Origin of the sequence: Frigidibacter sp. MR17.14, assembly GCF_037095735.1 — a bacterium.
Taxonomy (GTDB): domain Bacteria; phylum Pseudomonadota; class Alphaproteobacteria; order Rhodobacterales; family Rhodobacteraceae; genus Frigidibacter.
On the sequence record NZ_JBAWKD010000003.1, the window covers coordinates 530544 to 555308 of the forward strand.

The following is a 24765-nucleotide window of genomic DNA, read 5'->3' on the forward strand; positions in this document are numbered from 1 at the left end:
CGGAAGGCCAGATTCGCAGGGCTTCGCAGGGGCGCAGGGCGGCTGTGCAAGCCCGCCCCCCACGCGCGGCGCGGGGTGGCCCCCGGCGCGCGCGCCCGCCCGGGCTCAGGCCGGGACCGCCCCGGCGAAGAACCGCTCTGCCGGCAGATAGCCCGCCAGCCGCCCCGCGGCCGCCCAGTCGCGCTCGAGCCCGGTGTCGCCGACCATCAGGACCCGGTCGGCGGGACGCGCGCCGGCCATCTCGCGCACCGCGCGCGACAGGGCGCCCCAGCCCAGCAGGCCCGGCGCGGGGGCCGCGCCCTCGAAGGCCAGCCCCTGCCCGGCCAGGACCGACAGCGCGGCCTCGGGCGTCAGCGGCGGCTGCTGTGCCAGCCGTTGCGCCACGCCGCGCTGGCGGGCCAGCGCCTCGGCGCGCGCGGCCTCCAGCGCCTGCCCCTCGCGGAACAGCCGCAGCGCGTTCGACGAGAAGAGGAAGGCCACGATGTCGTGCCCGGTCGTCGCGCGGACCGTGGCATAGGTGCGGTAGTCCAGCCCGATCTCGGCCGCGCGCCGGACCCGCAGCCTCACGACCTCGAGCGGCAGGGTCGGCAGCAGATCGGCCCGGGCGCGGCTCCAGCAATGCGCGCGCCAGCCGGCGCCGGGCGCGACCGAGGGGCCGCCGTTGTGGCCGAGCCCCGCGCTCACGCCTTCACCGCCGAAGACCATTCGGCCATCCGCGCGACATAGCGCGCCAGCGTGTCGACCTCGAGGTTCACCGCGTCGCCCTCGGCCATCAGGCCCCAGGTGGTGACCTCTTTCGTGTGCGGGATCAGGTTGACGCCGAAGGTCGCGCCCGCGACCTCGTTCACGGTCAGCGAGGTGCCGTTCAGCGCGACCGAGCCCTTGGGGGCGATGAAGCCCGCCAGCGCATCCGGCACGCGGAAGGTCACGCGGGTGCTGTCGCCCTCGTCGCGGATGCCCACGATCTGCGCCACGCCGTCGACATGGCCCGAAACGATGTGCCCGCCCAGCTCGTCGCCCACCTTCAGCGCGCGTTCGAGGTTCAGCCGCTTGCCGACCCGCCAGCCGACATTGCTGCCAAGGTTGGTCTTCGACACCGTCTCGGCCGAGATCTGCACCTCGAACCAGTTCACGGGCTGGGTGCCGGTGGCGATCACCGTCAGGCAGACGCCGTCGCAGGCGATCGAGGCGCCGATGTCGATCGTTTCGGGATCGTAGGCGGTGCCGATCCGGGCGCGCAGGTCGCCCTCCTGCACCAGTTCGAGAACCTCGCCCCTGTCGGTGATGATGCCGGTGAACATGGGTCCGCCCTCCTGTGTCGTGCCGCGCCGTCACTGGATGGGTAGCCGCCGCCCCCCGGCGACGCAAGCCCGCGCCGCCGCGCAGAAAGCCGCCGCCACCTGCACGATGCGCCACGCATGACGCCCCCGCCTGACGCGCCGGTCGCGGCGACGCTTCCCGCAATCTCCCGCGCTTCGCCCCGTTCGGGCCGCATTTGCCGGCGATGCTGGCGCCGAGACGAGCGGAGCCCGACATGACCCAGTTCCCCGACGCGACCGGCACGCCCGCCGCTTCCTGGCTGGCGCTGCCCCTGCGCGCGCTTGCCGCGAACCGCTGGCTGCTGGGAGCGGTCGCCCTGCACGGGCTGGCGGCGCTGCTGCTGGCCGAGGGGCTGGGGCTGCAGGTCGACGGCTATCTGCGGGACACCGCCGGCAGCCTGCTGGTGCGGCTTCTGCCCTTCTTCGGGATCACGGTGCTGCTGATCCGCGCGGTCAGCTTCCAGCTGGTGCTGCGCCACCGGCTGCCCGGCAAGCGGCTGCTGCCCTGGCTGGCCGAGGATCTGGGCGCGCTGCTGCGCGACGGCGAGCGGCTGCTGTCGGGCGCGCTGGCCTTCGCGGCGATCCTGGCCTTCTGCGGCACATTCGCCTTCGTGAAGGCGGTGATCCCGGCCGTGGTTCCCTTCACGCTGGACCCGCTGCTGGCGACGATCGACGCCTGGCTGCACGGCGGCACCGATCCCTGGCGGCTGGCCCATGCCGTCTTCGGCGCGCCGCGGGCGATCTTCACCATCAACCTCGCCTATCACGCCTGGGCGGTGCTGGTGTTCTTCACCGTGGTCGCGGCCGCCTTTCTCGACACGCGCGGGCCGCGGCGAAGCACCTACCTTCTGGCCTTCGTGCTGGTCTGGGGACTGGGCGGCAACCTCGCGGCGATGCTGCTGTCCTCCGCAGGGCCGGTCTATTACCAGGGCCTCGGGCTTGGCGACCGCTTCGCGCCGCTGATGGAACGGCTTCAGGCCGCCGACCGGGTGATGCCGGTCTGGGCGCTGGGGGTGCAGGACCTGCTTTGGGCAGGCTACGTGCCGGGGGCGCCGGGGCGCGGGATCTCGGCCATGCCGTCGATGCATGTGGCCTCGAGCGTGCTGATGGCGCTATATGCGATGCAATGGTCCCGGATCCTCGGCCTGATCGCCTGGATCTTCGCGGCGACGATCATGGTGGGGTCCGTGCTTTTGGCCTGGCATTACGCGGTGGACGGCTATCTGGGCGCAGGCGTGGCGCTGGCCTGCTGGCGCGGCGCCGGATGGCTGGCTGCCCGAGACATGCGCCTGAACAAGGCGGGGACCTGAGCCGGTGCCACCGCCGCCCGATCGCTGCTTCCTGTTCCTGCAGGGCCCGCACGGCCCCTTCTTCGACCGCGTCGGGCGGATGCTTGCACGCTCGGGCGCGCGGGTGCTGCGCGTGGGCTTCAACCGCGGCGACGAGCGCTTCTGGTCCGACCGCGCCAGCTTCGTCGCCTATGACGGCACGCCCGAGGCCTGGCCCGACCGGCTCTCCGCTCTGCTCGACACCGAGGGCGTCACCGACATCGTCCTTTACGGCGACACCCGCCCCGTCCATGCCGCCGCCGTGGCCGAGGCCCGCGCCCGCGGCCTGACGGTGCATGTCTTCGAGGAAGGCTACCTGCGCCCCTACTGGATCACCTACGAACGCGGCGGCTCGAATGGCCATTCGCGGCTGATGCAGATGACGATCCCGGGCATGCGCATGGCGCTGGAGCGATCCGAGATGGAGATGCCCGCCGCCCCCGCCCGCTGGGGCGACATGCGCCACCATGTCTTCTACGGCGCGCTCTACCATTTCTACGTCATGGCGCTGAACGGCCGCTATCGCGGCTTCCGGCCCCATCGCGGCATCACCGTGCTGGGCGAGTTCCGCCTGCATCTCGCGCGGCTGCTGCTGATGCCGGTGCATGCGGTCGAACGGATGATCGCCACGCAGCGGATCCGGCTGGGCGGCTTCCCCTATCACCTCGTCCTGATGCAGCTTGCCCATGACGCCAGCTTCCGGATGCACGGCCCCTTCGCCACGATGACCGAGTTCATCGACCTCTGCCTCAAGGGCTTCGCCGAGGGCGCGCCGCGTCATCACCACCTCGTCTTCAAGGCGCATCCGCTGGAGGACGGCCGCAGCCCGGTGCTGGCAGACCTGCGCCGGCTGGCCGCGGAGTACGGCGTCGCCGACCGGGTGCATTTCGTGCGCGGCGGCAAGCTGGCGGCGCTGCTGAACCAGGCGCGCTCGGCGGTGACGGTGAATTCGACCGCGGCGCAGCAGGTGCTGTGGCGGGGCCTGCCGCTGAAGGTCTTCGGGGCGGCGGTCTATTCGCAGCCCGAGTTCTGCTCGCCCCAGCCGCTGCCCGAATTCTTCGCCCAGCCCCGCCGCCCCGACAGCCGCGCCTATCGCGACTATCGCCACTACCTGCTGGAGACCAGCCAGGTGCCGGGCGGCTTCTACTCGGCCCGCGGCCGCCGCCATGCGCTGCGGCAGGTGATCGACATGATGCTGGCCCCGACCGATCCCTATGACGCGCTGGCCCAGGGCATTGCGGCACCCCGGCAACAACTGGTCGTCGTGCAATAAGCCCGCTTCCGTTTTCGAACCGGATTCCGTAGGCTTGCCGGAAAAAGCCAAGAAAAAAGTATCGAGGCAGTATCCGTAAAGGAGCCCGGGCAGTGAAATTGATGGCTTCCCGCGGGGCGCGTGCAGCGACCCTGCTTGTTCTTGCAGCCAGCGTGGCGGCCTGCGGCCTGCCGCGGTCGGGTCCCAGCAAGCGCGAAATCTATGCCAGTTCCGTCCAGCGCCAGGGCGACGCCTTCGTGGTCTCGGTCAACGACCGGGTGAACCGCGCGGCCTCGGTCACCCCCGCGCTCGGCTTCAGCCGCGCCTTCGTGAACGCGGGCGTCGTCGGCTCGGACGACATCCGCCCCGGCGACACGCTGGCGCTGACGATCTGGGAAAACGTCGACAACGGCCTTCTGGCGCAGGCGGGCCGCCCCGCCACGCAGCTGAGCCAAGTGCAGGTCGACGGCGCGGGCTTCATCTTCGTGCCCTATGCCGGGCGCATCAAGGCCGCCGGCAACACGCCCGAGGGCCTGCGCCGGATCATCACCGAAAAGCTCGACGCCCAGACCCCGGACCCGCAGGTTTCCGTCACCCGCGCGGCCGGCGACGGCGCGACGGTGACGCTGATGGGCGCGGTCTCGGGCCAGGGCGTCTACCCGATCGAGCGGCCGACCCGCACGCTGTCGTCGATGCTCTCGCGCGCCGGCGGCATCGCGATCGAGCCGGACATCGCCAAGGTCACCGTGACCCGCGGCAACCAGACCGGCACCGTCTGGCTGACCGACCTGTGGAAGAACCCCGCGCTCGACATCGCGCTGCGCCCCGGCGACGTGATCGTGGTCGAGGAAGACCAACGCAGCTACACCGCGCTGGGCGCCACCGCCGGCCAGCGCCGGGTGCCGTTCCAGACCCAGACCCTGTCGGCGCTGGAAGCCATCGCGCAGGTCGGCGGCCTTGCCACCAACCTCGCCGACCCGACCGGCGTCTTCGTGCTGCGCAACGAGCCCGCCGAGGTCGCGAACCAGGTGCTGGGGCGCAACGACCTCGTGGGGCCGCAGCGCATGGTCTACGTGCTCGACCTGACCAAGCCCACCGGCATGTTCATGGCCCGAGACTTCTCGATCCGCGACGGCGACACCGTCTATGTGACCGAGGCGCCCTTCGTGCAATGGACCAAGGTCATCTCGTCTGTCACCGGCTCGGCCGCCTCGCTCAACCAAGTCACCAACGCCGGCACCAACATCGCCGCCGCCGGGGGCTGAGCTGCCCGCGCCCGCCCTTTCCGAAGCCGCCGGCCCTGCCCGGCGGCTTTTCTATTACACCGCCGGTTTCGCCCGCGACCGCGCGCTGCGCCGAGTGCTGCAGCTGTCCGGCTATGCCCCGCGCCCGGGCCTGCTGGGACGCCCCGGCCCCGAAGACCTGATCGCGGTCTGGGGCCAGAGCCCCTATGCCCATCGCGGCGAGGCCGCGGCCCGCGCCACCGGCGCCGGGCTGCTGCGGGTCGAGGACGCTTTCCTCCGCTCGGTCCGTCCCGGCCGCTCGGGCGGCGGGCCGGCGCTGGGGCTGATGCTGGACGCGACCGGCACGCCGGACGAGGGTGGCGTGCATTTCGACAGCCGCCAGCCCTCGGCGCTCGAACGCCTGCTGCGCGACCACCCGCTCGACGATGGCGACCTGCTGCGCCGCGCCCGCGACGGGATGGCCCAGATCGCGGCGCTGGAGCTGTCGAAATACAACATCCACGACCTTGCCATCGCGCCGCCCGAGCCGGGCTATGTGCTGGTGGTGGACCAGACCTTCGGCGATGCCTCGATCCCGATGGGCGGCGCGCGGGACTCGACCTTTCTGGAAATGCTGCTGATCGCGCAGGAGGAACACCCCCGCGCCCGGATCCTGATCAAGACCCATCCCGAAACCCAGTCCGGCGCCCGTCCCGGCCATTACGGCCCCGAACACGCGACCGGCCGGGTGACGCTGGAGACGCGCCCGATCTCGCCGCAGGCGCTGCTGGCTGGGGCGGTCGCGGTCTATACCGTCAGCTCGCAGCTGGGGTTCGAGGCGGTGCTGGCCGGCCACCGCCCCCGGGTCTTCGGCCAGCCGTTCTACGCGGGCTGGGGCCTGACCGAGGACGAACGCCCGGTCTGGCGCCGCCAGCGCAAGCTGACCCGCGCGCAGCTTTTCGCGGCGGCGATGATCCTCGCCCCCGTCTGGTATGACCGCCCCCGCGACCGGCTGGCGAGCTTCGAAGAGGCGCTCGACCAGCTCGAGGCCGAGGTGCGCGCCTTCCGCGACGACCGCGCCGGCCATGTCGCCTGCGGCATGCGCCTGTGGAAACGCCGCCCGCTGCAGGCGATGCTGGGCCGCGAGCGGCGGCTGGTCTTCGAGGACCGGCCCGACCGCGCCGCGGCCCGCGCCCGCGCCGAGGGCCGCGGCCTGCTGGTCTGGGCCGGGCGCGAGACGCCCGCGCTGACAGAAGCCGCCACGGGCCTGCCGCTGGCCCGGGTCGAGGACGGCTTCCTGCGCTCGCGCGGGCTTGGCGCCGAACTGGTGCCGCCGCTGTCGCTGGCCCTGGACCACATGGGGATCTACTACGACCCGACCCGCGAGAACGATCTGGAGCGCCTGATCGCCGCCGGCCCGCCCCCCGGCGGCCTGCGCCGGGCCGAGCGGCTGGTCGAGCGCATCGTCGCGGGCGGGCTCAGCAAGTACAACCTTGGCGGCGCCCTGCCCGAGCTGCCCGAGGGGCACCGGATCCTCGTGCCCGGACAGGTCGAGGACGACGCCTCGATCCGGCTGGGCACCACGGATGTGCGCAGCAACCGCGACCTGTTGATCGCCACGCGGGCCCGGAATCCGGGCGCGGTGCTGATCTACAAGCCGCATCCCGATGTCGAGGCCGGGCTGCGCCCCGGGGCGATCCCGCCGGCCGAGCTGTTCGGGCTGGCCGATTTCGTGCTGGGCGCCGCGGATCCGGCGCAGGTGATCGCGGCGGTGGACGAGGTCTGGACCATGACCTCGACCCTGGGGTTCGAGGCACTGCTGCGGGGCAAGCCCGTCACCTGCCTCGGCGCGCCCTTCTACGCGGGCTGGGGGCTGACCCGGGACCTGGGCGCGGTGCCGGCGCGGCGGCGGGCCCGGCCAGAACTGGCGGCCTTCGCCCATGCGGCGCTGATCGCCTATCCGCGCTATCACGATCCGGTCTCGGGCCTGCCCTGCCCGGCAGAGGTGGCGCTGGAGCGGCTGATCTCGGGCGAGGTGCCGCGGCGGGGTGTGGGGAACCGGCTTCTGGCGAAGGCGCAAGGCATCTTGGCGTCGCAGAGCTGGATCTGGCGCTAAGGCAGACAGAGTCGGGGGGACCGCGGGTCCCCCCGCGCGCCCCCCCCCGGCTCAGGCGCGTCATGGCGGCGTCAGGCGCGGGTCCAGCGGTGGTAGATGTCGGCGCCGACGGGGCGCGTCTCGGCGAGGCGGAAACGGGGGAAGGCCCCAAGGGGCGCCTCGGCCAGCGCGCCGATCGAGGCACGGCCTTCGGCGCCCAGCGTCAGGCCCGCGGTGAAGCCCACCACCTCGTCGACGACGCCCGCCGTCAGCAGCGAGGCCGCAAGCTGGCCGCCCCCTTCGCAGAACACCCGCGTCAGGCCCTCGGCCCCAAGCGCGGCCATCATCCCGGCGGCGTCGAAGGCGCCGGGCAGTTCGATCCGGCGCGCCCCCGTCGCGTCCCAGGCGGCGCGGCGCTCGGTCGGTGCCTCGGCCCCGTGCACCAGCCAGACCGGGATCTCGCGCGCGCTGGCGGCAAGCCGGCCCAGCGGCAGGTCGAGCCCGGCCGAGGCCACGATCCGCACCGGCTGCGCCACCGGCCCGAGGCCGCGGACGTTCAGCATCGGGTCATCGGCCCGCACCGTGCCCGCGCCCACCAAAATTGCGTCATGGCGCGCCCGCAGCGCATGGGTCAGGTGCCGCGCCTCTGGCCCGGTGATCCAGCGGCTCTCGCCCGACGCCGTGGCAATGCGCCCGTCGAAACTGGTCGCAAGCTTCAGGGTCAGCATCGGCCGCCCCTGCCGGATACGGGTCAGGAAGCCGATCTGCGCGGCCTCGGCCTCGGGCGCCATCAGCCCCGCCAGCACCTCGATCCCCGCGTCGCGCAGGATCTGGTGGCCGCGGCCCGCCACGCGTGGATCGGGGTCTTCCAAAGCGCTGACCACACGCGCCACGCCCGCCGCCACCAGCGCCTCGGCGCAGGGCGAGGTACGGCCATGGTGCGCGCAGGGTTCGAGGCTGACATAGGCGGTGGCCCCGCGCGCGGCCGCGCCGGCCTGCGCCAGCGCCTCGCGCTCGGCATGGGGCCGCCCGCCCGGCTGCGTCCAGCCGCGCCCGACGATGCGCCCGTCGCGCACCAGCACGCAGCCCACGGCGGGGTTCGGCCAGGTCCGGCCAAGCCCACGGCGCCCCAGCGAGAGCGCCAGCGCCATGAACCGCCGATCGATCTCGGGCGTCACTCTTCGAGGGCGGTCGAGGGGCGCAGTTCCGAGACGAACTTGTCGAAGTCGTCGGCGTCGCGGAAGTTCTTGTAGACGCTCGCGAAGCGGACGTAGGCCACGGTGTCGATCCGGGCCAGCGTCTCCATCACGATCTCGCCGATCACCTTCGAGGGGATATCGGTGTCGCCCATCGATTCAAGCCGCCGCACGATTCCAGAGATCATCTGGTCGATGCGTTCGGGCTCGACCGGGCGCTTCTGCATCGCGATCCGGATCGAGCGTTCCAGCTTGGTGCGGTCGAATTCCTCGCGCTTGCCCGAGGACTTGATCACGATCAGGTCGCGCAGCTGCACGCGTTCATAGGTGGTGAAGCGGCCGCCGCAGGCCGGGCAGAAACGGCGCCGGCGAATGGCGACGTGATCCTCGGCAGGCCGAGAATCCTTCACCTGAGTGTCGACATTGCCGCAGAACGGGCAGCGCATGGCCCTCTCCCTCGTCGGTCAGTCCCCGTTATCCACAGCACTATAGGGCGGCGACGAATCGTTGGGTAGCCGATTTTCCACCCCACCACATGTCGTGGGACGTGGCTGTGGCCGCCAAGACTCAATCCGCATCACCTGGCCGGTCAATCGGCGCGGAAATGGGCGGCGATCTCGCGCCGGTGCGGGGCCGAGCGGTGTTCGAAGAGGAAGATCCCCTGCCAGGTGCCCAGCCGCATCCGCCCACCCATCACCGGGATGCCCAGCGTGACCGGCAGCAGCGCCGCGCGGATATGGCCCGGCATGTCGTCGGGCCCCTCGTAGGTGTGGGTCAGGTAGCACATCGAGGGGTCGGTCGCCGGCGGCACCGCGCGGCTGATCCATGCCAGAAGATCGGTCTGCACCTCGGGGTCGGCATTCTCCTGGATCAGCAGCGAACAGGAGGTGTGCCGCACCAGCAGGGTCAGAAGCCCGTCGCCGCGCCCCTTCACCCAGGCGGCGATCTGCGGGGTGACCTCGTAACTGCCCTGGCCGCGGGTCTCGATCTGGAAGGTGGTGTGCATGGGCCCGAGTTCACCGCGGCCCGCGGCGGAAGGCAAGCCTCAGCAGCCGCGCGCCAGCACCATCACCCAGACCGTCCGCCCCTGCCCGCGGATCGCGGCCAGCCCCAGCCCCCGCGCCTCGGGCGCCAGCATGTTGCGCAGATGTCCCGGCGAGCCGCGCCACATCGTCACCGCGACGTCGACCGGATCCGCCGCGGCGGTGCTCGAGGCGATGTTCTCGGCCACCCAGCAGACATCGGCGCCGCGGGCCACGACCCTGTCCATCGGGCCGGCGCCCTCGGGCGAACGGTGATCGAAATAGCCGCGGCGGGCCATGTCGCAGGCGTGATCCTCGGCCGCTTCCGACAGCACCGCGGACAGCGCCAGCGGCGGCAGGCCCCGCCCCGCGCGCAAGGCGTTGGTGAGCGCGAGCCCGCGCCGCGCCCCTTCGGCATCCAGCCGGATCTCGGCCCCCGCCCCGCAGGACAGGCCCGCAACCGAGGCCGGCACCTGCGCCGCGGCATGTCCGGCCAGCAGGGCCAAGCCAAGAAGCACCGGCGCAAGCGCCGCCCCGCGCCGCATCAGTCGTCGGGGAAGATCGTGCGCGGGCCCTGGCACATCGACTGGGCATGCGCCGCCGAGAAGCCGCCGTCCTGACGCCCGATGGTGACGATGCCGGTCTCGCCCGAGCTTTTCGCCGGGTCGATCGAGAAGCCCATGTGCCCGATCGCCCGCGGCGAACTGGCGGTGGTGCGATAGATGGTGGTCGTCGGCGACAGGCGAAGCTTGCCGATCGCGAAATCCGCCGCGGCGCACCAGTAATCGCCGACGATGTTCGACGGCCGGTAGGCGACGGTGAAATCCTGCGCGGTGCCGTTCACCCGCAGGGTGTTCGAGGCGGGCCAGGCCAGCAGCGGCGTCGCGGCGCAGGCTGCGGCGAGCGCCGCCGGGAACAGGAAATGTCTGGGATGCATGGCGGGCTCCTTCGTCGGGCGGTGGCCCGGCGGGCGCGCCCCTCGGACCCTATCTAGTCACCCGGCGCGCGGGCGCAATGGGCTTGGCCTTGCCCGTCGCCCGCCGGGGTCACGCCGGCCGCGGGCTCAGACACGCGATCAAGCGGCCACGCTCGCCGCCGGCGGCAGGCGCGATCAGGCGGAAGGGCATCAGGATCGAAGCGCGGTCATCGTCACGGCGGCACCAGCCAGCGTCGCCCGGCCCGCACGTGTGGTCTGCGGAACCCGCACCGGGGCCCGCGACGTCGCCTCCGCTGTGCACTGGCGCGGGCAGAGTCAGCCCGCGGCAGACACCAGCTGCAGCCACCGCTCGGCGGCCGCGGCATCGTCCAGACGCACGATCACTTCGCCCGACTTGCTGACCCGCGCGCCCGGGAAGGCGGCGGTCACCGCCTCGGGCGTCACGCCACCGCGCTGGGCGGGCTTGCGGACATAGGCCAGCACGCCCTCGTCGCCGGGAACGGCGGCAAAGACCCACTCCTCGCCACGCTCGACGCGCAGCGCGGATTTGAAGCCCTGCTCATGGGCATGCATCGCCAGATCGGGCATCGCGGCAAGCCCTTCGACCAGACGGTCGAAGGCGGCCTTCGCGGCGTCCGAGACGCAGGCGTCCCGAAGCTCGGTGATCTCCACGTCGCGCCGCCCTTACTGGTCGAGGAACGAGCGCAGCTTGCGCGACCGCGACGGATGCTTGAGCTTGCGCAGCGCCTTGGCCTCGATCTGCCGGATCCGTTCGCGCGTGACGCTGAACTGCTGGCCCACCTCCTCCAGCGTGTGGTCGGTGTTCATGCCGATGCCGAAACGCATCCGCAGAACCCGCTCCTCGCGCGGGGTTAGGCTGGCCAGAACCCGCGTCGTCGTCTCCTTCAGGTTCTCCTGAATGGCCGAATCCAGCGGCAGGATCGCGTTCTTGTCCTCGATGAAGTCGCCCAGCTGGCTGTCTTCCTCGTCCCCGATCGGGGTCTCGAGCGAGATCGGCTCCTTGGCGATCTTCATCACCTTGCGGACCTTCTCGAGCGGCATCTGCAGCTTTTCGGCCAGCTCTTCCGGGGTCGGCTCGCGCCCGATCTCATGCAGCATCTGCCGGCCGGTGCGGACCAGCTTGTTGATCGTCTCGATCATGTGGACCGGAATACGGATGGTCCGGGCCTGGTCCGCGATGGACCGGGTGATCGCCTGACGGATCCACCAGGTGGCGTAGGTCGAGAACTTGTAGCCGCGGCGGTACTCGAACTTGTCGACGGCCTTCATCAGGCCGATGTTGCCTTCCTGGATGAGGTCCAGGAACTGCAGGCCGCGGTTGGTGTATTTCTTCGCGATCGAGATCACGAGGCGCAGGTTGGCCTCGACCATTTCCTTCTTGGCCTGACGGGCTTCCTTCTCGCCCTTCTGGACCTGGTTCACGATCCGGCGGAATTCCTGGATGTCGACGCCGACATACTGGCCGACCTGCGCCATCTCGGCGCGCAGGTCGTCTACCTTGTCGCGGCTCTTCTCGAACAGCGCCAGCCAGCCGCGGCCGCCCTTGGCGATCAGCCGGTCGGCCCAGGTCGGGTCAAGCTCGTAGCCGCGGTATTCGTCGATGAACTCGCGGCGGTTGATGCGGGCGGCATCGGCCAGCTTCACCATCCCTGAGTCGATCGACATGATCTTGCGGTTGATGCCGTAAAGCTGGTCGATCAGCGCCTCGATCCGGTTGTTGTGCAGATGAAGCTCGTTCACCAGCATCACCATCTCGCTGCGCAGCTTCTGATACGCCGCCTCGTCGGCCACCGAATAGCTGGTGCCCTCGGAGAGCGTCGCGCTCATCCGGCGGTCCTGCATCTCGGACAGCATGCCGTAGTTCTCGGCGATGATCTCCAGCGTCTCCAGCACTTTCGGCTTCAGCGCGGCTTCCATCGCGGCCAGCGACATCGCCGAGGCCTCGTCATCCTCGTCGCCGTCGTCCGAGGCGATCGGGTTGCCGTCGGCGTCAAGCTCCTGCTCGCCGGAACGTTTCGGCGCGGGCGACACGGCGGCGCCATCGACGATGGCCTCTTCCATGTCGTCCTCGCCCTCGCCGTCGAGATTCCGCCCGAAGGTGGTCTCGAGGTCGATGACGTCGCGCAGCAGGATCTCTTCCGACAGAAGTTCGTCGCGCCAGATCGTGATCGCCTGGAAGGTCAGCGGGCTTTCGCACAGGCCCGCGATCATCGTGTTGCGGCCGGCCTCGATGCGCTTGGCGATGGCGATCTCGCCCTCGCGGCTCAGCAGCTCGACCGAGCCCATCTCGCGCAGATACATCCGCACCGGGTCGTCGGTGCGGTCCAGCGTCTCGGTGGTGGTGGTCGCGACCGCGACCTCGCGCGAGCCCGAGGTCTCGACGACCTGCCCGCCGTTGCCACCCTGGGCATTGCCCTCGCCGTCCTCGGCGTCGTCATCCTCGATGACGTTGATGCCCATCTCCGAGAGCATCGACATCACGTCCTCGATCTGCTCGGACGAGACCTGCTCGGGCGGCAGGACTTGGTTCAGCTGGTCGTAGGTGATGTAGCCGCGCTCGCGCGCCTCGGCGATCATCCGCTTGACGGCCGCCTGGCTCATGTCGAGCGAATGGTCCTGATCCTGATCGTCGTGCTTCACGTCTTCGGCGTCTCGGGCTGCCATGTGCACTCCTCATCGGGTCGTCGCGGCGGCCGGGCCTGTCGCCGCGCGGGGTCATTCGGTCAGGTCTCCGGCAGGGCCACCAGAGTCGGCCAATGATTCGGGTAGCACCGAATCATATCGGTCCTCTTTATCGAATCGCGGCGCCGGATCACAGGGCACCCCGTCGTGTCAGATAGTCCGCAAGGTCCAGGTGTCACCGGCAGGCCGCGATCAACGCCGCGACTTACGCCAGATTTCCTTGTCGATCATGTCCTGAAGCTGCTGCTTCAGGGCATCGCGGTCCTCGCCGAGGTCCGACGAGTCGTTGATTCGCGACCGCTCGGCGCGCTGCCGGGCCTCGGCCGCCTTGCCAAGGCGCCAGGTGACGCCCTCGTCGGCGAAGCCTGCCAGATCGGCAACCGCATCCTCGATCTCCTCCCGGACCCCGCGCCGCGCCGCGAGCTTGGCGAGTTCCTCGGCCAGGCACATGGCGACGATCGCCGGGTCGGCCTCGGGCCGCGCCGGCGGCGCGATCGCTACATGGGGAAGCCCGCGCAGGGTTTCAAGGATACCGTTCGCCCGCGGTCCCAGCCGGTCGAGGAACCCCTCGCCCGGATCGCGCGCCTCGCGCAGCAGCGCCGCGCGCAGGGCGTCATGCCCCTCGCCGGTCATCGCCATCCGCTCGAGATCGCTTTCGAATTTCACGATGCAGACCGGATGCGCGGCGAGAATCGCCAGGATCATCGCCTCGCGCAGCCGCTCCTCGACCAGCCCATCGTCCCCCTCGGCCGCCGCGGCAGCCAGAAGCGAGGCGCGGGTCGCGGCCAGCGGCAGGATCTCGATCGGGCGCTGGCCCGGCTTCCAAGGTTTGCGAGCGCCCCCGGAGAAGCCTCCAGCGAAGCCGCCTGAGAAACCGCCCGAGAAGCCCCCGGAGAAGCCACCTCCGAACTCGCGGGTCGGGCGCGGACGGTCCTCGGACCCGGTGCGGCGGCCGAACAGGCCAAGGCGCAACTGGGCGATCTCTTCGCCGTAATGGCCACGCAGCGAGGGGTCCTTGATCTGCCGGATCAGCTCGCGGAGGCGGCGGTCGAGCCCGGCCTTGCGCTCGGGGCTGTCGAAGACTTTCCCTTCGGTCTCGCGCCGCCACAACAGCTCGACCATCGGCCGCGCCTGCTCGATCACCTGCGCCATCGCCTGCGCGCCGCGGGCGCGGATCAGGTCGTCGGGGTCCTCGCCCGCCGGCAGCACCGCGAAGCGCAGCGCGTTGCCGGGCTCCAGCATCGGCAGCGCAAGGTCGATCAGCCGCTCGGCGGCGCGGATCCCCGCCTTGTCGCCATCGAGCGCCACCACCGGCTCGGGCGAGATCCGCCACAGAAGCCGCAGCTGGTCCTCGGTGATCGCAGTGCCCAGGGGGGCAACGGCGCCGCCGAAGCCCGCCTCGGACAACGCGATCACGTCCATGTAGCCTTCGGTGACGATCAGCGGCGCGCCCTTCGCCACCGCGTTCCTCGCGGCCTCCTGGTTGTAGAGGTTGCGCCCCTTGTCGAAGAGCTCGGTCTCGGGCCCGTTGAGGTATTTGGCGCGCGCGTTCGGGTCCATCGAGCGGCCGCCAAGGCTGATCGCCCGCCCCCGCCCGTCGCGGATCGGAAAGATGATGCGGCCGCGGAAGCGGTCATAGGGCGCGCCGCCATCCTCGGGCTTCGCGCAAAGCCCCGCCGCCACCAAGAAGTCGGCGGCGATGCCCTTGGCGGTCAGCGCCTGGAAGATGCCCTGCCGACTGTCGGGCGCCCAGCCGATGCCGAAACGCTCCTGCCCCGCGGGCCCCAGCCCGCGCCGGTCGAGATAATCGCGCGCCGCCTGCGCCGAGCCGGTGCGCAACTGCAGCCGGTACCACTTCACCGCCTCTTCCATGACCTCGGCCAGCTGGCTGCGGCGGTCGGCCTTCTGGGCGGCGACGGGATCGCGGGCGGGCATGGTCATGCCGGCCTCGCGCGCGAGGCTCTCGATCGCCTCCATGAACGACTGGTTCTCGCTCTCGCGCAGGAAGGTGACGGCGTCCCCCTTGGCGTGGCAGCCGAAGCAGTAATAGAAGCCCTTGCGGTCATCCACATGGAAAGACGCGGATTTTTCCTGGTGGAACGGGCATGGCGCCCACCAGTCGCCCTTCGCTTGGTTCGACTTCCGCCGATCCCACGTCACCTTGCGGCCGATCACGCTGCTCAGCGTGATGCGGGTGCGAAGCTCGTCGAGGAAACCGGGTGGGAGACTCATGGCCGTACTATCCGCCCTCGGTCGGGACCTGTCCAGAATGGCAAAGAGGGGGCGCTGCCCCCTCGGACCTGCGGTCCTCACCCCCGGGATATTTGAGCCAGTGCGAAAGCGGCTTTCTTACTGGCAAAAATATCCCCGTCGGAGGCATCCGCCCGACGCGACCGGGCGCGACGCCGGGTCTTCAGTCGTCCATCTTCAGGGCCGAGATGAAGGCTTCCTGCGGGATCTCGACCTTGCCGAACTGGCGCATCCGCTTCTTGCCGGCCTTCTGCTTTTCCAGAAGCTTCTTCTTCCGGGTGGCATCGCCGCCGTAGCATTTCGCGGTCACGTCCTTGCGCATCGCCGACAGCGTCTCGCGCGCGATGACCCGGCCGCCGATCGCCGCCTGGATCGGGATCTTGAACATGTGCCGCGGGATCAGGTCCTTGAGCTTCTCGCACATCGCGCGGCCCCGGCCCTCGGCCCGGTCGCGGTGCACCATCATCGACAGCGCATCCACCGGCTCGTCGTTCACCAGGATCTGCATCTTCACGAGGAAGTCCTCGCGGTATTCCGACAGCTGGTAGTCGAACGAGGCGTAGCCCTTCGTCACCGATTTCAGCCGGTCGTAGAAGTCGAAGACCACCTCGGCCAGCGGCAGGTCGTAGACCGCCATCGCGCGCGAACCCGCATAGGTCAGGTCCATCTGGATCCCGCGACGGTCCTGGCACAGCTTCAGAACGTCGCCCAGATATTCGTCGGGCACCATGATCGTGGCCTTGATCCGCGGCTCTTCGATATGGTCGACGTAGGTCAGGTCGGGCATGTCGGCGGGGTTGTGCAGGTCGCGCACCTCGCCGTCCTTCATGTGCAGCTTGAAGACCACCGAAGGCGCGGTGGTGATCAGGTCCAGATCGTATTCCCGCTCGAGCCGGTCGCGGATCACCTCGAGGTGCAGCAGGCCGAGGAAGCCGCAGCGGAAGCCGAAGCCGAGCGCGGCCGAGGTCTCCATCTCGTAGCTGAACGAGGCGTCGTTCAGCGCCAGCTTCTCGATCGCGTCGCGCATGTCGTCGAAATCGGCGGCATCGACCGGGAAGAGGCCGCAGAACACCACCGGCTGGGCGGGCTTGAAGCCCGGCAGCGGCGTCTCGGCGCCCTTCTTGTCATGGGTGATCGTGTCGCCGACGCGGGTGTCGCGCACCTGCTTGATCGAGGCGGTGAAGACCCCGATCTCGCCCGGGCCCAGTTCCGCGATGTCGATCATCTTCGGCTTCAGCACGGCAAGCTTGTCGATGCCGTAGACCGCGCCGGTCTGCATCATCTTGATGGTGTCGCCCTTGCGGATCACGCCGTCCATGACGCGGATCATCACGACGACGCCGAGATAGGCGTCATACCAGCTGTCGACCAGCATCGCCTTCAGGGGCGCGTTGCGCTCGCCCTTGGGCGCGGGCAGCCGCGTCACGATGGCTTCCAGCACGTCCGGGATGCCCATCCCCGACTTGGCCGAGATCGGGATCGCGTCCGAGGCATCGATGCCGATCACATCCTCGATCTGCTCCTTCACCCGGTCGGGCTCGGCCGCCGGCAGGTCGATCTTGTTCAGCACCGGCACGATCTCGTGCCCCGCGTCGATCGCCTGATAGACGTTGGCCAGCGTCTGCGCCTCGACACCCTGCGAGGCGTCGACGACCAGAAGCGAGCCCTCGACCGCGCGCATGGACCGGCTGACCTCATAGGCGAAGTCGACGTGGCCGGGGGTGTCGATCAGGTTCAGGACGTAGGTCTTGCCGTCCTTCGCCGGATACTCGATCCGCACGGTGTTCGCCTTGATGGTGATCCCGCGCTCGCGCTCGATATCCATCGAGTCGAGGATCTGCGCCTTCATGTCGCGTTCGGCCACCGTCCCCGTCATCTGGATCAGGCGATCCGCGAGGGTGGATTTGCCGTGGTCGATATGGGCCACGATGGAGAAGTTGCGGATCTGGTCGAGCTCGGTCATGCGCGCCATATGAGCGGGATTCGGGCACCGGTCAAGCGGCGGCGCGCGGCCCGCCCCCCGCCCGGCGGCCCCTTGACCTTCGCGCCGCCCGCGCGATGCTGCGCGGCAACGTTTCACAAGGAGAGATCCGATGATCCTGAGCGTTCCCGACATGTCCTGCGGCCATTGCCGCGGCGCGGTGCAAGAGGCTGTGACCGGCGTCGATGCCGGTGCGACGCTGACCTTCGACCAGGCCGCACGCCGCGTCGACATCGCCACCAAGGCCAGCCCCGAGGCGATCATCGCCGCGCTGGACGACGCGGGCTATCCGGCCAGCCTGGCCTCCTGACGTCCTCACCCCGCGGGATCCTGCGTCACGGCCTGCGCCGTCACGCGTGGCCTGCGGGGCACAGCGCGCCCGCCCGCCGCATCACGACCCGCGGCGCGCGGTTGAAGCAGGCCCGCGCCGCCCCCATAGTCCGCCGGATTTCGCGACGACGGACGAACGATGCGCAGACGCCTGATCCCCCTGGCCTTTCTTGCCCTCACCGCCGGCTGCGGCGGCGGAACCCACGGGCCGGTCAACGCCGCCTGCCTCGGCGCCGGGCGCTCGGCCGCGACCGCCGCCAGCTGCGGGTGCGTGCAGCGCGTGGCCCATCGCTCGCTGGGCTGGGGCGAGCAGCGCCGCGCCGCGCGCTTCTTCAAGGACCCCGACCGGGCCGAGGCCACACGGATGTCGGACGCCCCCGCCGACAAGACCTTCTGGAAGCGCTACGAGGCCTTCATCGACCGCGCCAAGGCCAGCTGCCAAGGCTAGTGCGGCCCGGCCCGGCCCCGATCATCCCCATCCTTGCGCAGCGGGCGCCACGGCCGCCGGAGGATCCCCGGCCTGCGGGGCCCGACAGCGCGCCTAGGCGGCCAGCTGCGCCAGCCAATGCGCGACGCCCTCTTCGACCCGGTCGAGCGCGCCCTCGAAATCCTCGGTGTAATAGGGGTCGGGCACTGTGGCGCCGCCGGGCAGGAAGGCCTCGATCCGCGCGGCGCTGCCTGCGGGCGCAAGCCGGCGCAGGTCGGCGAGGTTCTGCGCATCCATCGCGAGGATCAGGTCGAACCGGGAGAAATCCGCCCGCGCCACCTGCCGAGCCCGAAGCGGCGACAGATCGTAGCCCCGCGCCCGCGCGGCGGCGACCATTGGCGGGTGCGGCGGCTCACCGACATGCCAGCGCCCGGTGCCGGCGCTGTCGAGCGCGAGGTCGAGCCCGGCGCGGGCGGCATGGGCGCGCATCGCGCCCTCGGCGGCGGGTGAGCGGCAGATATTGCCGAGACAGACGAAGAGGATGGACCTTGGCGCGTGCATGGGGTCACTCTTGGGCAAAGCCCCGGCCCGGGGCAAGCGGCGGAGGTGCCATGACCCAGTCGATCCTGCCCTGCGGCGGCGCGATCCCGCGATGAACATCGTGATTCTGACCGGCGCCGGGATCTCGGCGGAAAGCGGGCTTGCGACCTTCCGCGCGTCCGACGGGCTTTGGGAAGAGCACCGGATCGAGGATGTGGCGACCCCGCAGGCCTTCCGCCGCAACCCGGTGCTGGTCCATGAATTCTACAACCAGCGCCGGGCGAAGGCGCGGCTCGCGCGGCCGAACGCCGCCCATCAGGCGCTGGCGCGGCTGGGCGCCGATCCCCGCCACCGGGTGACGCTGGTCACCCAGAATGTCGACGACCTGCACGAACGCGGCGGCTCGACCGGCGTGATCCACATGCATGGCGGGCTCGAGACCGGGCTCTGCGCCGCCTGCGGCCACCGCTGGGAGGCGCCGGCGATCATGGGGCCCTACGACCGCTGCCCGGCCTGCGCAAGGCAGGCGACGCGGCCCGACATCGTCTGGTTCGGCGAGATTCCCTATCACATGGAAGAGATCGCGGCGGCGCTGGAGCAGGCCGATCTCTTCGCCGCGGTCGGCACCTCGGGCAACGTCTACCCGGCGGCGGGCTTCGTGGAACTTGCGGCGGCCGCCGGCGCGCGGACGGTCGAGCTGAACCTCGACGCCTCGGCGCGGACCTCGGTCTTCGACGAGGCGCGGCGGGGGCCGGCGACGCAGGTCGTGCCGCAGTGGGTGGATGAGCTTGTCGGCTGAACCGCCCGGGCTGAAAGCAAAAAGCCCCGCGGATGGCGGGGCTTGTCGCGACGTTCGGAGATCAGCGGATCAGGCCGCGGCCTGGGCCTTGGCGATCTCTTTCTTGATCTTCAGGGCGCGGTCCGACAGTTCGTCGTCCTTGGCCTTGGCGAGGTAGGCGTCGAGGCCACCGCGGTGGTCGACCGAGCGCAGGCCGGCAGCCGAGACGCGCAGCTTGAACGACTGGCCGAGCACGTCCGAGATCAGCGTGACGTCGTTCAGGTTGGGCAGGAACCGGCGACGCGTCTTGTTGTTCGCGTGGCTGATGTTGTTGCCCGTCATCGGGCCTTTCCCGGTCAGTTCGCAAACGCGCGACATGGTTCGTTCCTTCGTTTCCCGGTCCCTCGCCGCAGGGGCGGGACAGCTATGAGCCATACATGAGTGGGGCGCCGCGGCGGGGCACCCCGAATTCCGTCCGCGGGCAATACGGACAAGCGGGCGGAAGGTCAAGCGATTCATCTGGCGAAACGGCCGGCAGGGTCGCGCGCGCGGGGGCATGATCCGTAAACAGGCGGGGGGCGCTGCCCCCCGGGNTCTGCACCAAGCCCTCGACCCCCGAGGTTCTGGCCTCGTGCCTCTGCGCGGCGATGGCCGAGCCCTGAACGCCCGCGACCCGCGCCGGCCTGGAGGGACGGCGGGGGGCGCTGCCCCCCGGGGCCCGTGCCGGGCCCTCCCCCCGGGATATTTGGACCAGTGCGAAAGGAACAGAGCGCCTCAGTCGAAGGCGGCCAGAACCTCGGCCGCGGCGCGCGCGGGGGCGGCGCGGCCCTCGGCCACGGCCCTGCCCAGGGTTTCGAGGCGGGCGCGGATCGCGGGGTCGCGCGCGAGGCGGGCGAGAAGGCCCGCACGCACCTCTTGCTCGAACCAGTCGCGGGCCTGGGTGGCGCGGGTCCGCGCCCAATGGCCCTGATCGCGCCGCCAGTCGGCGAGGGCCTGCATCTGGTCCCAGGCGGGGGCGAGGCCCTCTTCGGCCAGCGCCGAGACCGGCAGCGCCTTCGGGAAGTCCTCGGGGTCCTGCGCGCGCTTGCGCAGCAGCCGCAGCGCGCCCGCGTAATCGGCCACCGTGCGCAGCGCCGCGGATTTCAGCTCGCCATCGGCCTTGTTGACGAGGATCAGGTCGGCCATCTCCATGATCCCGCGCTTGACCCCCTGCAGCTCGTCACCGCCCGCGGGCGCGAGCAGCAGCACGAAGAGATCGGACATGCCCGCCACCATCGTCTCGGACTGGCCCACCCCCACCGTCTCGATCAGCACCACGTCGAAGCCCGCCGCCTCGCAAAGCGCCACCGCCTCGCGCGTGCGGCGCGCGACGCCGCCCAGCTGCGCCTGGCTGGGCGAGGGGCGGATGAAGGCCTTGGGGTCGCGCGACAGCCGTTCCATCCTTGTCTTGTCGCCAAGGATCGAGCCGCCCGAGCGCGCCGAGGACGGATCGACCGCCAGCACCGCCACCCGCAGCCCCTGCCCGGTCAGGTGCAGCCCGAAGGCCTCGATGAAGGTCGACTTGCCGACGCCCGGCGTGCCCGACAGCCCGATGCGCAGCGCCTGCCGCCCGGCCCCGGCGAGCCGGTCCAGAAGCGCCTCGGCCTCGGCGCGGTGATCGGCGCGGCCGCTTTCGACCAGCGTGATCGCGCGGGCGAGCGCGCGGCGGTCGCCGGCGAGGATCGCCTCGGCCAGGGCATGGGTCTTCTTCTGGGTCTCGGTCGGGTCGGAAGCGGTCATCGCGCGCCTTTTCGCGGGGGATCGGGAGACGCCCCGACATCGCGGCCTCAGGCTTGACGGGGCGGGCGCAGAGAACAGGTTGACTGGCGAACTTGTCAACCGGCGTGAGCGGCGCCGGGCGGCGGGACGTCGCGACCTCTGCTAGGGTCGCACCAACGACGCGGGCCGCGAGGCCCCGGGCGAAAGGAGACCAGACGATGATCCGCCCCCTGCTGCCCGCGCTGGGCCTGTCCGTCGCGCTTGCCCTCCACCCGGCCGGTGCGGCCCGGGCCGACCAGACCGACAGCGCCACCTTCACCCTGTCGCTGCTGGGGCTGACCGCCGGCACGCTGACCATCAACGGCAAGGTCGAGGGCAACCGCTATGGCGTCACCGGCCGGCTGCAGAGCGGCGGGCTGGTGTCGATGATCCGCAAGATCTCCTATGATGCCGAGGCCTCGGGGCGGCTCGCGGCGGACCGTTTCACCCCGTCGCGCTACGTCGAGGCCGCGGACACCGGCAAGCGCAAGACCCGCGCGGTGATGGACTACGACCGCGGGGTGCCGCAGCTGAAGGAATACGACCCGCCGCGCAAGGCGAAGGCGCAGGACATCGACCCCGCCACGCAGGGCGGCACCGTCGATCCGCTGACCGCCGCCTATGCGGTGCTGCGCGACGTGCCGGCCGAGGGCGCCTGCACCCAGTCGCTCGACCTGTTCGACGGCAAGCGGCGCACGGCGGTGACGCTGAAGAACCCCCGCCCGCATCGCAACGGCGGGCTGATGTGCGACGGCGAATACCGCCGGGTCGCGGGCTTTGACGCCGACGACATGGCCGAGGCCAGCCGCTTCCCCTTCACGCTGGTCTATGCGCCGCTGTCGGACGGGCGGCTGAGGGTGGTCGAGGTCGCGATGGACACGATCTACGGCAAGGGCCGGCTGACCCGGCGCTGAGCGGGGCACACCTGCAATGCCCGTGTCAGGGCGCGGCCCTGCGCCAAGGGGCCGCGATCCGGCCGGCGGCGCGGCCGGGCGGCGGGGAACGGCCGAGGGGGCATGGGGCCGCCCTGCGGCCGGTGACTGGACGCGTGAACTGGCGCGTGACCGGGCACAGCCGGCGCGGCTGACCCGCCCTCTGGTCAAGGCCCCGCGCCGCGGCGATAAGGGCCCATGCGCCTGCCCATCGACGATGCCCTTCCCGATCTTCTCGCCGCCCTCGGCACCCATCGCCGTGCCGTGCTGATGGCCCCGCCTGGCGCTGGCAAGACCACGCGGGTGCCGCTTGCGCTGCTGCAGGCCGGGCTGACGGAGGGCCGGATCGTGATGCTGGAGCCGCGCCGCCTGGCCGCCCGCGCCGCGGCCGAGCGGATGGCCGCCACGCTGGGCGAGCCGGTGGGCGCCACCGTGGGTTACCGGATCCGGGGCGAGGCGAAAACCGGCCCCGCCACCCGGATCGAGGTGGTGACCGAGGGCATCCTGACCCGGATGCTGCAATCCGACCCCGACCTGCCCGGCATCGGCGCGGTGATCTTCGACGAGTTCCACGAACGCTCGCTGAACGCCGATCTCGGCCTTGCGCTGACATGGGAGGTGCGGGGCGCGCTGCGCGAGGATCTGGTCGTCGTCGTCATGTCCGCCACGCTGGACGCAGGCCCCGTGGCCGCGATGCTGGACGATGCGCCGGTGGTCGTGTCCGAGGGGCGCGCCTTCCCGGTCGAGACGCGCTGGCTGCCGCGCCCGCCCGACCGCTCGCTGCGCTTCGAGGCCGGGGTGGCGGGGCTGGTCGCGCAGGCGGTCGAGGAAACGCAGGGCGGCGTGCTGGTGTTCCTGCCCGGCGAGGGCGAGATCCGCCGGGTCGAGGCGCAGCTGTCGGGCCGGCTGCCGAAGGACTGCCACATCCACCCGCTTTTCGGCGCGATGGAGTTCGCGGCCCAGCGCGCGGCGATCGCCCCCGCGGCCGCGGGGCGCAAGATCGTGCTGGCGACCGCCATCGCCGAGACCTCGCTGACCATCGAGGACGTGCGGGTGGTGATCGACGGCGGCCGCGCCCGGCGCGCGCGCTTCGATCCCGGCGCCGGCATGGCGCGGCTGGTGACCGAGCGCGTGAGCCGCGCCGAGGCCGAGCAGCGCCGCGGCCGCGCCGGCCGGGTGGCCGAGGGCACCTGCTACCGCTTCTGGACGAAGGGAGAGGAAGGCGCCCTGCCCGCCTTCGCGCCGCCCGAGATCGAGACCTCGGACCTCGCCTCGCTGGCGCTGGATCTCGCGCTCTGGGGGGCGGCGCCCGGCGATCTGGCCTTCCTGACCCAGCCGCCCGGGCCCGCCTTCGCCGAGGCGCAGGCGCTGCTGACCGAGCTTGGTGCGCTCGACGCCGCGGGCCGGATCACCGCGCATGGCCGGGCGCTGGCGCGGATGCCCACCCACCCGCGGCTCGCCCATATGCTGGCCGTGGCCGGACCGGGCGCGGCGACGCTCGCGGCGCTGCTGGCCGAGCGCGATCCGCTGAAGGGCGCGCCCGCGGACCTCTCGCTGCGCCTCGCCGCGCTCCGCGACCCGAAGCGCTTCGAGGCCGACCACCCCTGGCCCATCCATCGCGGCACCGTCGAGCGGGTGCGGCTCGAGGCCAAACGGCTCGCCCGGCTGGCCGGGCCCGAGACGAAGACTAGCCCCGCCGGCATGGCCGCGCTGGCCTATCCCGACCGCATCGGGCTGCGCCGCGCCGGAGACGCGCCGCGCTATCTGCTCTCGGGCGGCAAGGGCGCGAAGCTGCCCGAGACCGATCCACTGGCGAAGCAGCCGCTGATCGTCGCGACCGATCTCGACGGCGACCCGCGCGAGGCGCAGGTCCGCCAGGCGATCCCCCTGCCCGAGGCCGAGCTGCGCGCGCTCTTCGCGGACCAGATAGCCTGGGTCGATGTCGCGGAATGGTCGCGCCGCGAGGGCCGGGTGATCGCGCGCCGACAGGAGCGGCTCTTTGCCCTGACGCTGGCCGAGCGCCCCTGGCCCGACGCCCCGCGCGAGACGCTGGCGCGGGCCGCGCTCGACGGGCTGCGCCAGCTGGGCCTGCCCTGGACGCCGAAGGCCGCCCGCCTGCGCGCCCGCATCGCCCTTCTGCGCGAGGAAGGCGCCGATCTGCCCGACCCGTCGGATGCGGCGCTTCTGGAAACCGCCGAGGACTGGCTGCTGCCGCATCTGGGCAACCGCCGCTCCGAGGCCGACCTGCGGGCGATGGACCTGACCGAGGCGCTGAAGCTGCGTCTCGGCTGGGAAGGGCAGCAGATCCTCGACCGCGGCGCGCCCGAGCATTTCACCACGCCGCTCGGCAGGCAGGTGCCGATCGACTACGCGGGCGACAACCCCTCGATCGAGCTCCGGCTGCAGGAGCTGTTCGGCGTCACCCGCCACCCGGTCGTCGGGCGCCGCCCGCTTCGGATCACGCTGCTGTCGCCGGGCCAGAGGCCGGTGCAAACCACGATGGACCTGCCGGGGTTCTGGGCCTCGAGTTACGCCGATGTCCGCAAGGACATGCGCGGCCGCTATCCCCGGCACCCTTGGCCCGAGGACCCGACCGAGGCCGACCCGACCCTGCGCGCCAAACCGCGCGGGACCTGATGGCAGGCTTTCCGGGGC

Annotated in this window: 23 protein-coding genes; 9 read left to right on the forward strand and 14 right to left on the reverse strand. The window is 71.3% G+C overall.

The genetic code is table 11. From position 1 onward, the window contains the following. Positions 1-105 precede the first annotated feature (105 nt). The gene (locus V8J36_RS11245) at positions 106-705 is read right to left on the reverse strand and encodes a hypothetical protein (RefSeq protein WP_336467370.1); all 600 of its coding nucleotides are present in this window, start codon (positions 703-705) and stop codon (positions 106-108) included. After that, positions 681-1301 carry a riboflavin synthase gene (locus V8J36_RS11250; RefSeq protein ID WP_336467371.1) on the reverse strand — a complete coding sequence of 207 codons (621 nt, stop codon included), beginning with the start codon at positions 1299-1301 and terminating at the stop codon, positions 681-683. The genes V8J36_RS11245 and V8J36_RS11250 overlap by 25 nt, the downstream gene beginning before the upstream one ends. Before the next feature lie 233 nt (positions 1302-1534). Between V8J36_RS11250 and V8J36_RS11255 the strand changes: the two genes are divergently transcribed. The 4 genes from V8J36_RS11255 to V8J36_RS11270 all read left to right on the forward strand — a co-directional run bounded on the left by V8J36_RS11255 (position 1535) and on the right by V8J36_RS11270 (position 7238). Then, on the forward strand, positions 1535-2629 hold the full coding sequence (locus V8J36_RS11255) for a phosphatase PAP2 family protein (RefSeq protein WP_336467372.1): 1095 nt from the start codon (positions 1535-1537) through the stop codon (positions 2627-2629). A 4-nt stretch (positions 2630-2633) separates the two neighbouring features. After that, complete coding sequence (locus tag V8J36_RS11260) at positions 2634-3920, forward strand: capsule biosynthesis protein (protein WP_336467373.1); 1287 nt, start codon at positions 2634-2636, stop codon at positions 3918-3920. A 101-nt stretch (positions 3921-4021) separates the two neighbouring features. Further along, the gene (locus tag V8J36_RS11265; RefSeq protein ID WP_336467567.1) at positions 4022-5164 is read left to right on the forward strand and encodes a polysaccharide biosynthesis/export family protein; all 1143 of its coding nucleotides are present in this window, start codon (positions 4022-4024) and stop codon (positions 5162-5164) included. Between the two features lies 1 nt (position 5165). Then, positions 5166-7238: a capsular polysaccharide biosynthesis protein gene (locus V8J36_RS11270; protein WP_442902482.1), complete on the forward strand. Its 2073-nt coding sequence runs from the start codon at positions 5166-5168 to the stop codon at positions 7236-7238. Positions 7239-7309: 71 nt separating this feature from the next. On the opposite strand, the gene ribD is transcribed toward V8J36_RS11270, so the two are convergent. The 9 genes from ribD to lepA all read right to left on the reverse strand — a co-directional run bounded on the left by ribD (position 7310) and on the right by lepA (position 17288). Then, positions 7310-8395, reverse strand: coding sequence for a bifunctional diaminohydroxyphosphoribosylaminopyrimidine deaminase/5-amino-6-(5-phosphoribosylamino)uracil reductase RibD (gene ribD / locus V8J36_RS11275; protein WP_336467374.1), 1086 nt, complete (start codon positions 8393-8395; stop codon positions 7310-7312). Continuing rightward, positions 8392-8859, reverse strand: a complete 468-nt coding sequence (gene nrdR, locus V8J36_RS11280; RefSeq protein ID WP_336467375.1) for a transcriptional regulator NrdR — start codon at positions 8857-8859, stop codon at positions 8392-8394. Before nrdR ends, ribD begins: the two co-directional genes overlap by 4 nt. Positions 8860-9002: 143 nt before the next feature. After that, on the reverse strand, positions 9003-9419 hold the full coding sequence (locus V8J36_RS11285) for a secondary thiamine-phosphate synthase enzyme YjbQ (protein ID WP_336467376.1): 417 nt from the start codon (positions 9417-9419) through the stop codon (positions 9003-9005). Between the two features lie 39 nt (positions 9420-9458). Next, positions 9459-9980, reverse strand: a complete 522-nt coding sequence (locus V8J36_RS11290) for a CAP domain-containing protein (protein ID WP_336467377.1) — start codon at positions 9978-9980, stop codon at positions 9459-9461. Beyond that, positions 9980-10372: a hypothetical protein gene (locus V8J36_RS11295; protein WP_336467378.1), complete on the reverse strand. Its 393-nt coding sequence runs from the start codon at positions 10370-10372 to the stop codon at positions 9980-9982. The genes V8J36_RS11290 and V8J36_RS11295 overlap by 1 nt, the downstream gene beginning before the upstream one ends. 315 nt (positions 10373-10687) lie before the next feature. Beyond that, a complete protein-coding gene (locus tag V8J36_RS11300) occupies positions 10688-11044 on the reverse strand; it encodes a hypothetical protein (RefSeq protein ID WP_336467379.1) in 357 nt (118 codons plus the stop codon). A gap of 12 nt (positions 11045-11056) precedes the next feature. After that, positions 11057-13057, reverse strand: coding sequence for an RNA polymerase sigma factor RpoD (rpoD, locus tag V8J36_RS11305; protein ID WP_336467380.1), 2001 nt, complete (start codon positions 13055-13057; stop codon positions 11057-11059). A 210-nt stretch (positions 13058-13267) separates the two neighbouring features. Further along, positions 13268-15307: a DNA primase gene (gene dnaG, locus V8J36_RS11310; protein ID WP_336467381.1), complete on the reverse strand. Its 2040-nt coding sequence runs from the start codon at positions 15305-15307 to the stop codon at positions 13268-13270. 181 nt (positions 15308-15488) lie between these two features. After that, entirely contained in the window at positions 15489-17288 is a 1800-nt protein-coding gene (gene lepA / locus V8J36_RS11315) for a translation elongation factor 4 (RefSeq protein WP_336467382.1), read from the reverse strand. Between the two features lie 130 nt (positions 17289-17418). Here lepA and V8J36_RS11320 point away from each other — a divergent pair, with 130 nt between their 5' ends. After that, the gene (locus V8J36_RS11320) at positions 17419-17616 is read left to right on the forward strand and encodes a heavy-metal-associated domain-containing protein (protein ID WP_336467383.1); all 198 of its coding nucleotides are present in this window, start codon (positions 17419-17421) and stop codon (positions 17614-17616) included. Positions 17617-17775: 159 nt separating this feature from the next. Next, entirely contained in the window at positions 17776-18084 is a 309-nt protein-coding gene (locus V8J36_RS11325) for an arginine transporter (RefSeq protein WP_336467384.1), read from the forward strand. Positions 18085-18177: 93 nt separating this feature from the next. On the opposite strand, the gene V8J36_RS11330 is transcribed toward V8J36_RS11325, so the two are convergent. Then, positions 18178-18624 carry a low molecular weight protein-tyrosine-phosphatase gene (locus V8J36_RS11330; RefSeq protein WP_336467385.1) on the reverse strand — a complete coding sequence of 149 codons (447 nt, stop codon included), beginning with the start codon at positions 18622-18624 and terminating at the stop codon, positions 18178-18180. 91 nt (positions 18625-18715) lie between these two features. Here V8J36_RS11330 and V8J36_RS11335 point away from each other — a divergent pair, with 91 nt between their 5' ends. Then, on the forward strand, positions 18716-19402 hold the full coding sequence (locus V8J36_RS11335) for an NAD-dependent deacylase (protein WP_336467386.1): 687 nt from the start codon (positions 18716-18718) through the stop codon (positions 19400-19402). 69 nt (positions 19403-19471) lie between these two features. Here V8J36_RS11335 and rpmB read toward each other — a convergent pair whose 3' ends face one another. Next, on the reverse strand, positions 19472-19759 hold the full coding sequence (gene rpmB, locus V8J36_RS11340; RefSeq protein ID WP_336467387.1) for a 50S ribosomal protein L28: 288 nt from the start codon (positions 19757-19759) through the stop codon (positions 19472-19474). Positions 19760-20155: 396 nt separating this feature from the next. Beyond that, positions 20156-21160, reverse strand: coding sequence for a methylmalonyl Co-A mutase-associated GTPase MeaB (gene meaB, locus V8J36_RS11345; protein ID WP_336467388.1), 1005 nt, complete (start codon positions 21158-21160; stop codon positions 20156-20158). Positions 21161-21357: 197 nt separating this feature from the next. Here meaB and V8J36_RS11350 point away from each other — a divergent pair, with 197 nt between their 5' ends. Together V8J36_RS11350 and hrpB are read left to right on the forward strand one after the other, a co-directional pair. Then, positions 21358-22092 (forward strand): DUF3108 domain-containing protein, encoded by a 735-nt coding sequence (locus V8J36_RS11350; protein WP_336467389.1) that lies wholly within the window; start codon positions 21358-21360, stop codon positions 22090-22092. Positions 22093-22308: 216 nt separating this feature from the next. Then, complete coding sequence (gene hrpB, locus V8J36_RS11355; RefSeq protein WP_336467390.1) at positions 22309-24747, forward strand: ATP-dependent helicase HrpB; 2439 nt, start codon at positions 22309-22311, stop codon at positions 24745-24747. Positions 24748-24765: the final 18 nt, after the last annotated feature.

What these genes read in the sequence shown, in the direction of transcription:
- V8J36_RS11245 (WP_336467370.1), bottom strand. Translation starts at nt 705, where the DNA reads ATGGTCTTCGGCGGTGAAGGCGTGAGCGCGGGGCTCGGCCACAACGGC.
- V8J36_RS11250 (WP_336467371.1), bottom strand. Translation starts at nt 1,301, where the DNA reads ATGTTCACCGGCATCATCACCGACAGGGGCGAGGTTCTCGAACTGGTG.
- V8J36_RS11255 (WP_336467372.1), top strand. Translation starts at nt 1,535, where the DNA reads ATGACCCAGTTCCCCGACGCGACCGGCACGCCCGCCGCTTCCTGGCTG.
- V8J36_RS11265 (WP_336467567.1), top strand. Translation starts at nt 4,022, where the DNA reads ATGGCTTCCCGCGGGGCGCGTGCAGCGACCCTGCTTGTTCTTGCAGCC.
- nrdR (WP_336467375.1), bottom strand. Translation starts at nt 8,859, where the DNA reads ATGCGCTGCCCGTTCTGCGGCAATGTCGACACTCAGGTGAAGGATTCT.
- V8J36_RS11285 (WP_336467376.1), bottom strand. Translation starts at nt 9,419, where the DNA reads ATGCACACCACCTTCCAGATCGAGACCCGCGGCCAGGGCAGTTACGAG.
- V8J36_RS11290 (WP_336467377.1), bottom strand. Translation starts at nt 9,980, where the DNA reads ATGCGGCGCGGGGCGGCGCTTGCGCCGGTGCTTCTTGGCTTGGCCCTG.
- V8J36_RS11295 (WP_336467378.1), bottom strand. Translation starts at nt 10,372, where the DNA reads ATGCATCCCAGACATTTCCTGTTCCCGGCGGCGCTCGCCGCAGCCTGC.
- rpoD (WP_336467380.1), bottom strand. Translation starts at nt 13,057, where the DNA reads ATGGCAGCCCGAGACGCCGAAGACGTGAAGCACGACGATCAGGATCAG.
- dnaG (WP_336467381.1), bottom strand. Translation starts at nt 15,307, where the DNA reads ATGAGTCTCCCACCCGGTTTCCTCGACGAGCTTCGCACCCGCATCACG.
- lepA (WP_336467382.1), bottom strand. Translation starts at nt 17,288, where the DNA reads ATGACCGAGCTCGACCAGATCCGCAACTTCTCCATCGTGGCCCATATC.
- V8J36_RS11320 (WP_336467383.1), top strand. Translation starts at nt 17,419, where the DNA reads ATGATCCTGAGCGTTCCCGACATGTCCTGCGGCCATTGCCGCGGCGCG.
- V8J36_RS11325 (WP_336467384.1), top strand. Translation starts at nt 17,776, where the DNA reads ATGCGCAGACGCCTGATCCCCCTGGCCTTTCTTGCCCTCACCGCCGGC.
- V8J36_RS11330 (WP_336467385.1), bottom strand. Translation starts at nt 18,624, where the DNA reads ATGCACGCGCCAAGGTCCATCCTCTTCGTCTGTCTCGGCAATATCTGC.
- V8J36_RS11335 (WP_336467386.1), top strand. Translation starts at nt 18,716, where the DNA reads ATGAACATCGTGATTCTGACCGGCGCCGGGATCTCGGCGGAAAGCGGG.
- rpmB (WP_336467387.1), bottom strand. Translation starts at nt 19,759, where the DNA reads ATGTCGCGCGTTTGCGAACTGACCGGGAAAGGCCCGATGACGGGCAAC.
- meaB (WP_336467388.1), bottom strand. Translation starts at nt 21,160, where the DNA reads ATGACCGCTTCCGACCCGACCGAGACCCAGAAGAAGACCCATGCCCTG.
- V8J36_RS11350 (WP_336467389.1), top strand. Translation starts at nt 21,358, where the DNA reads ATGATCCGCCCCCTGCTGCCCGCGCTGGGCCTGTCCGTCGCGCTTGCC.
- hrpB (WP_336467390.1), top strand. Translation starts at nt 22,309, where the DNA reads ATGCGCCTGCCCATCGACGATGCCCTTCCCGATCTTCTCGCCGCCCTC.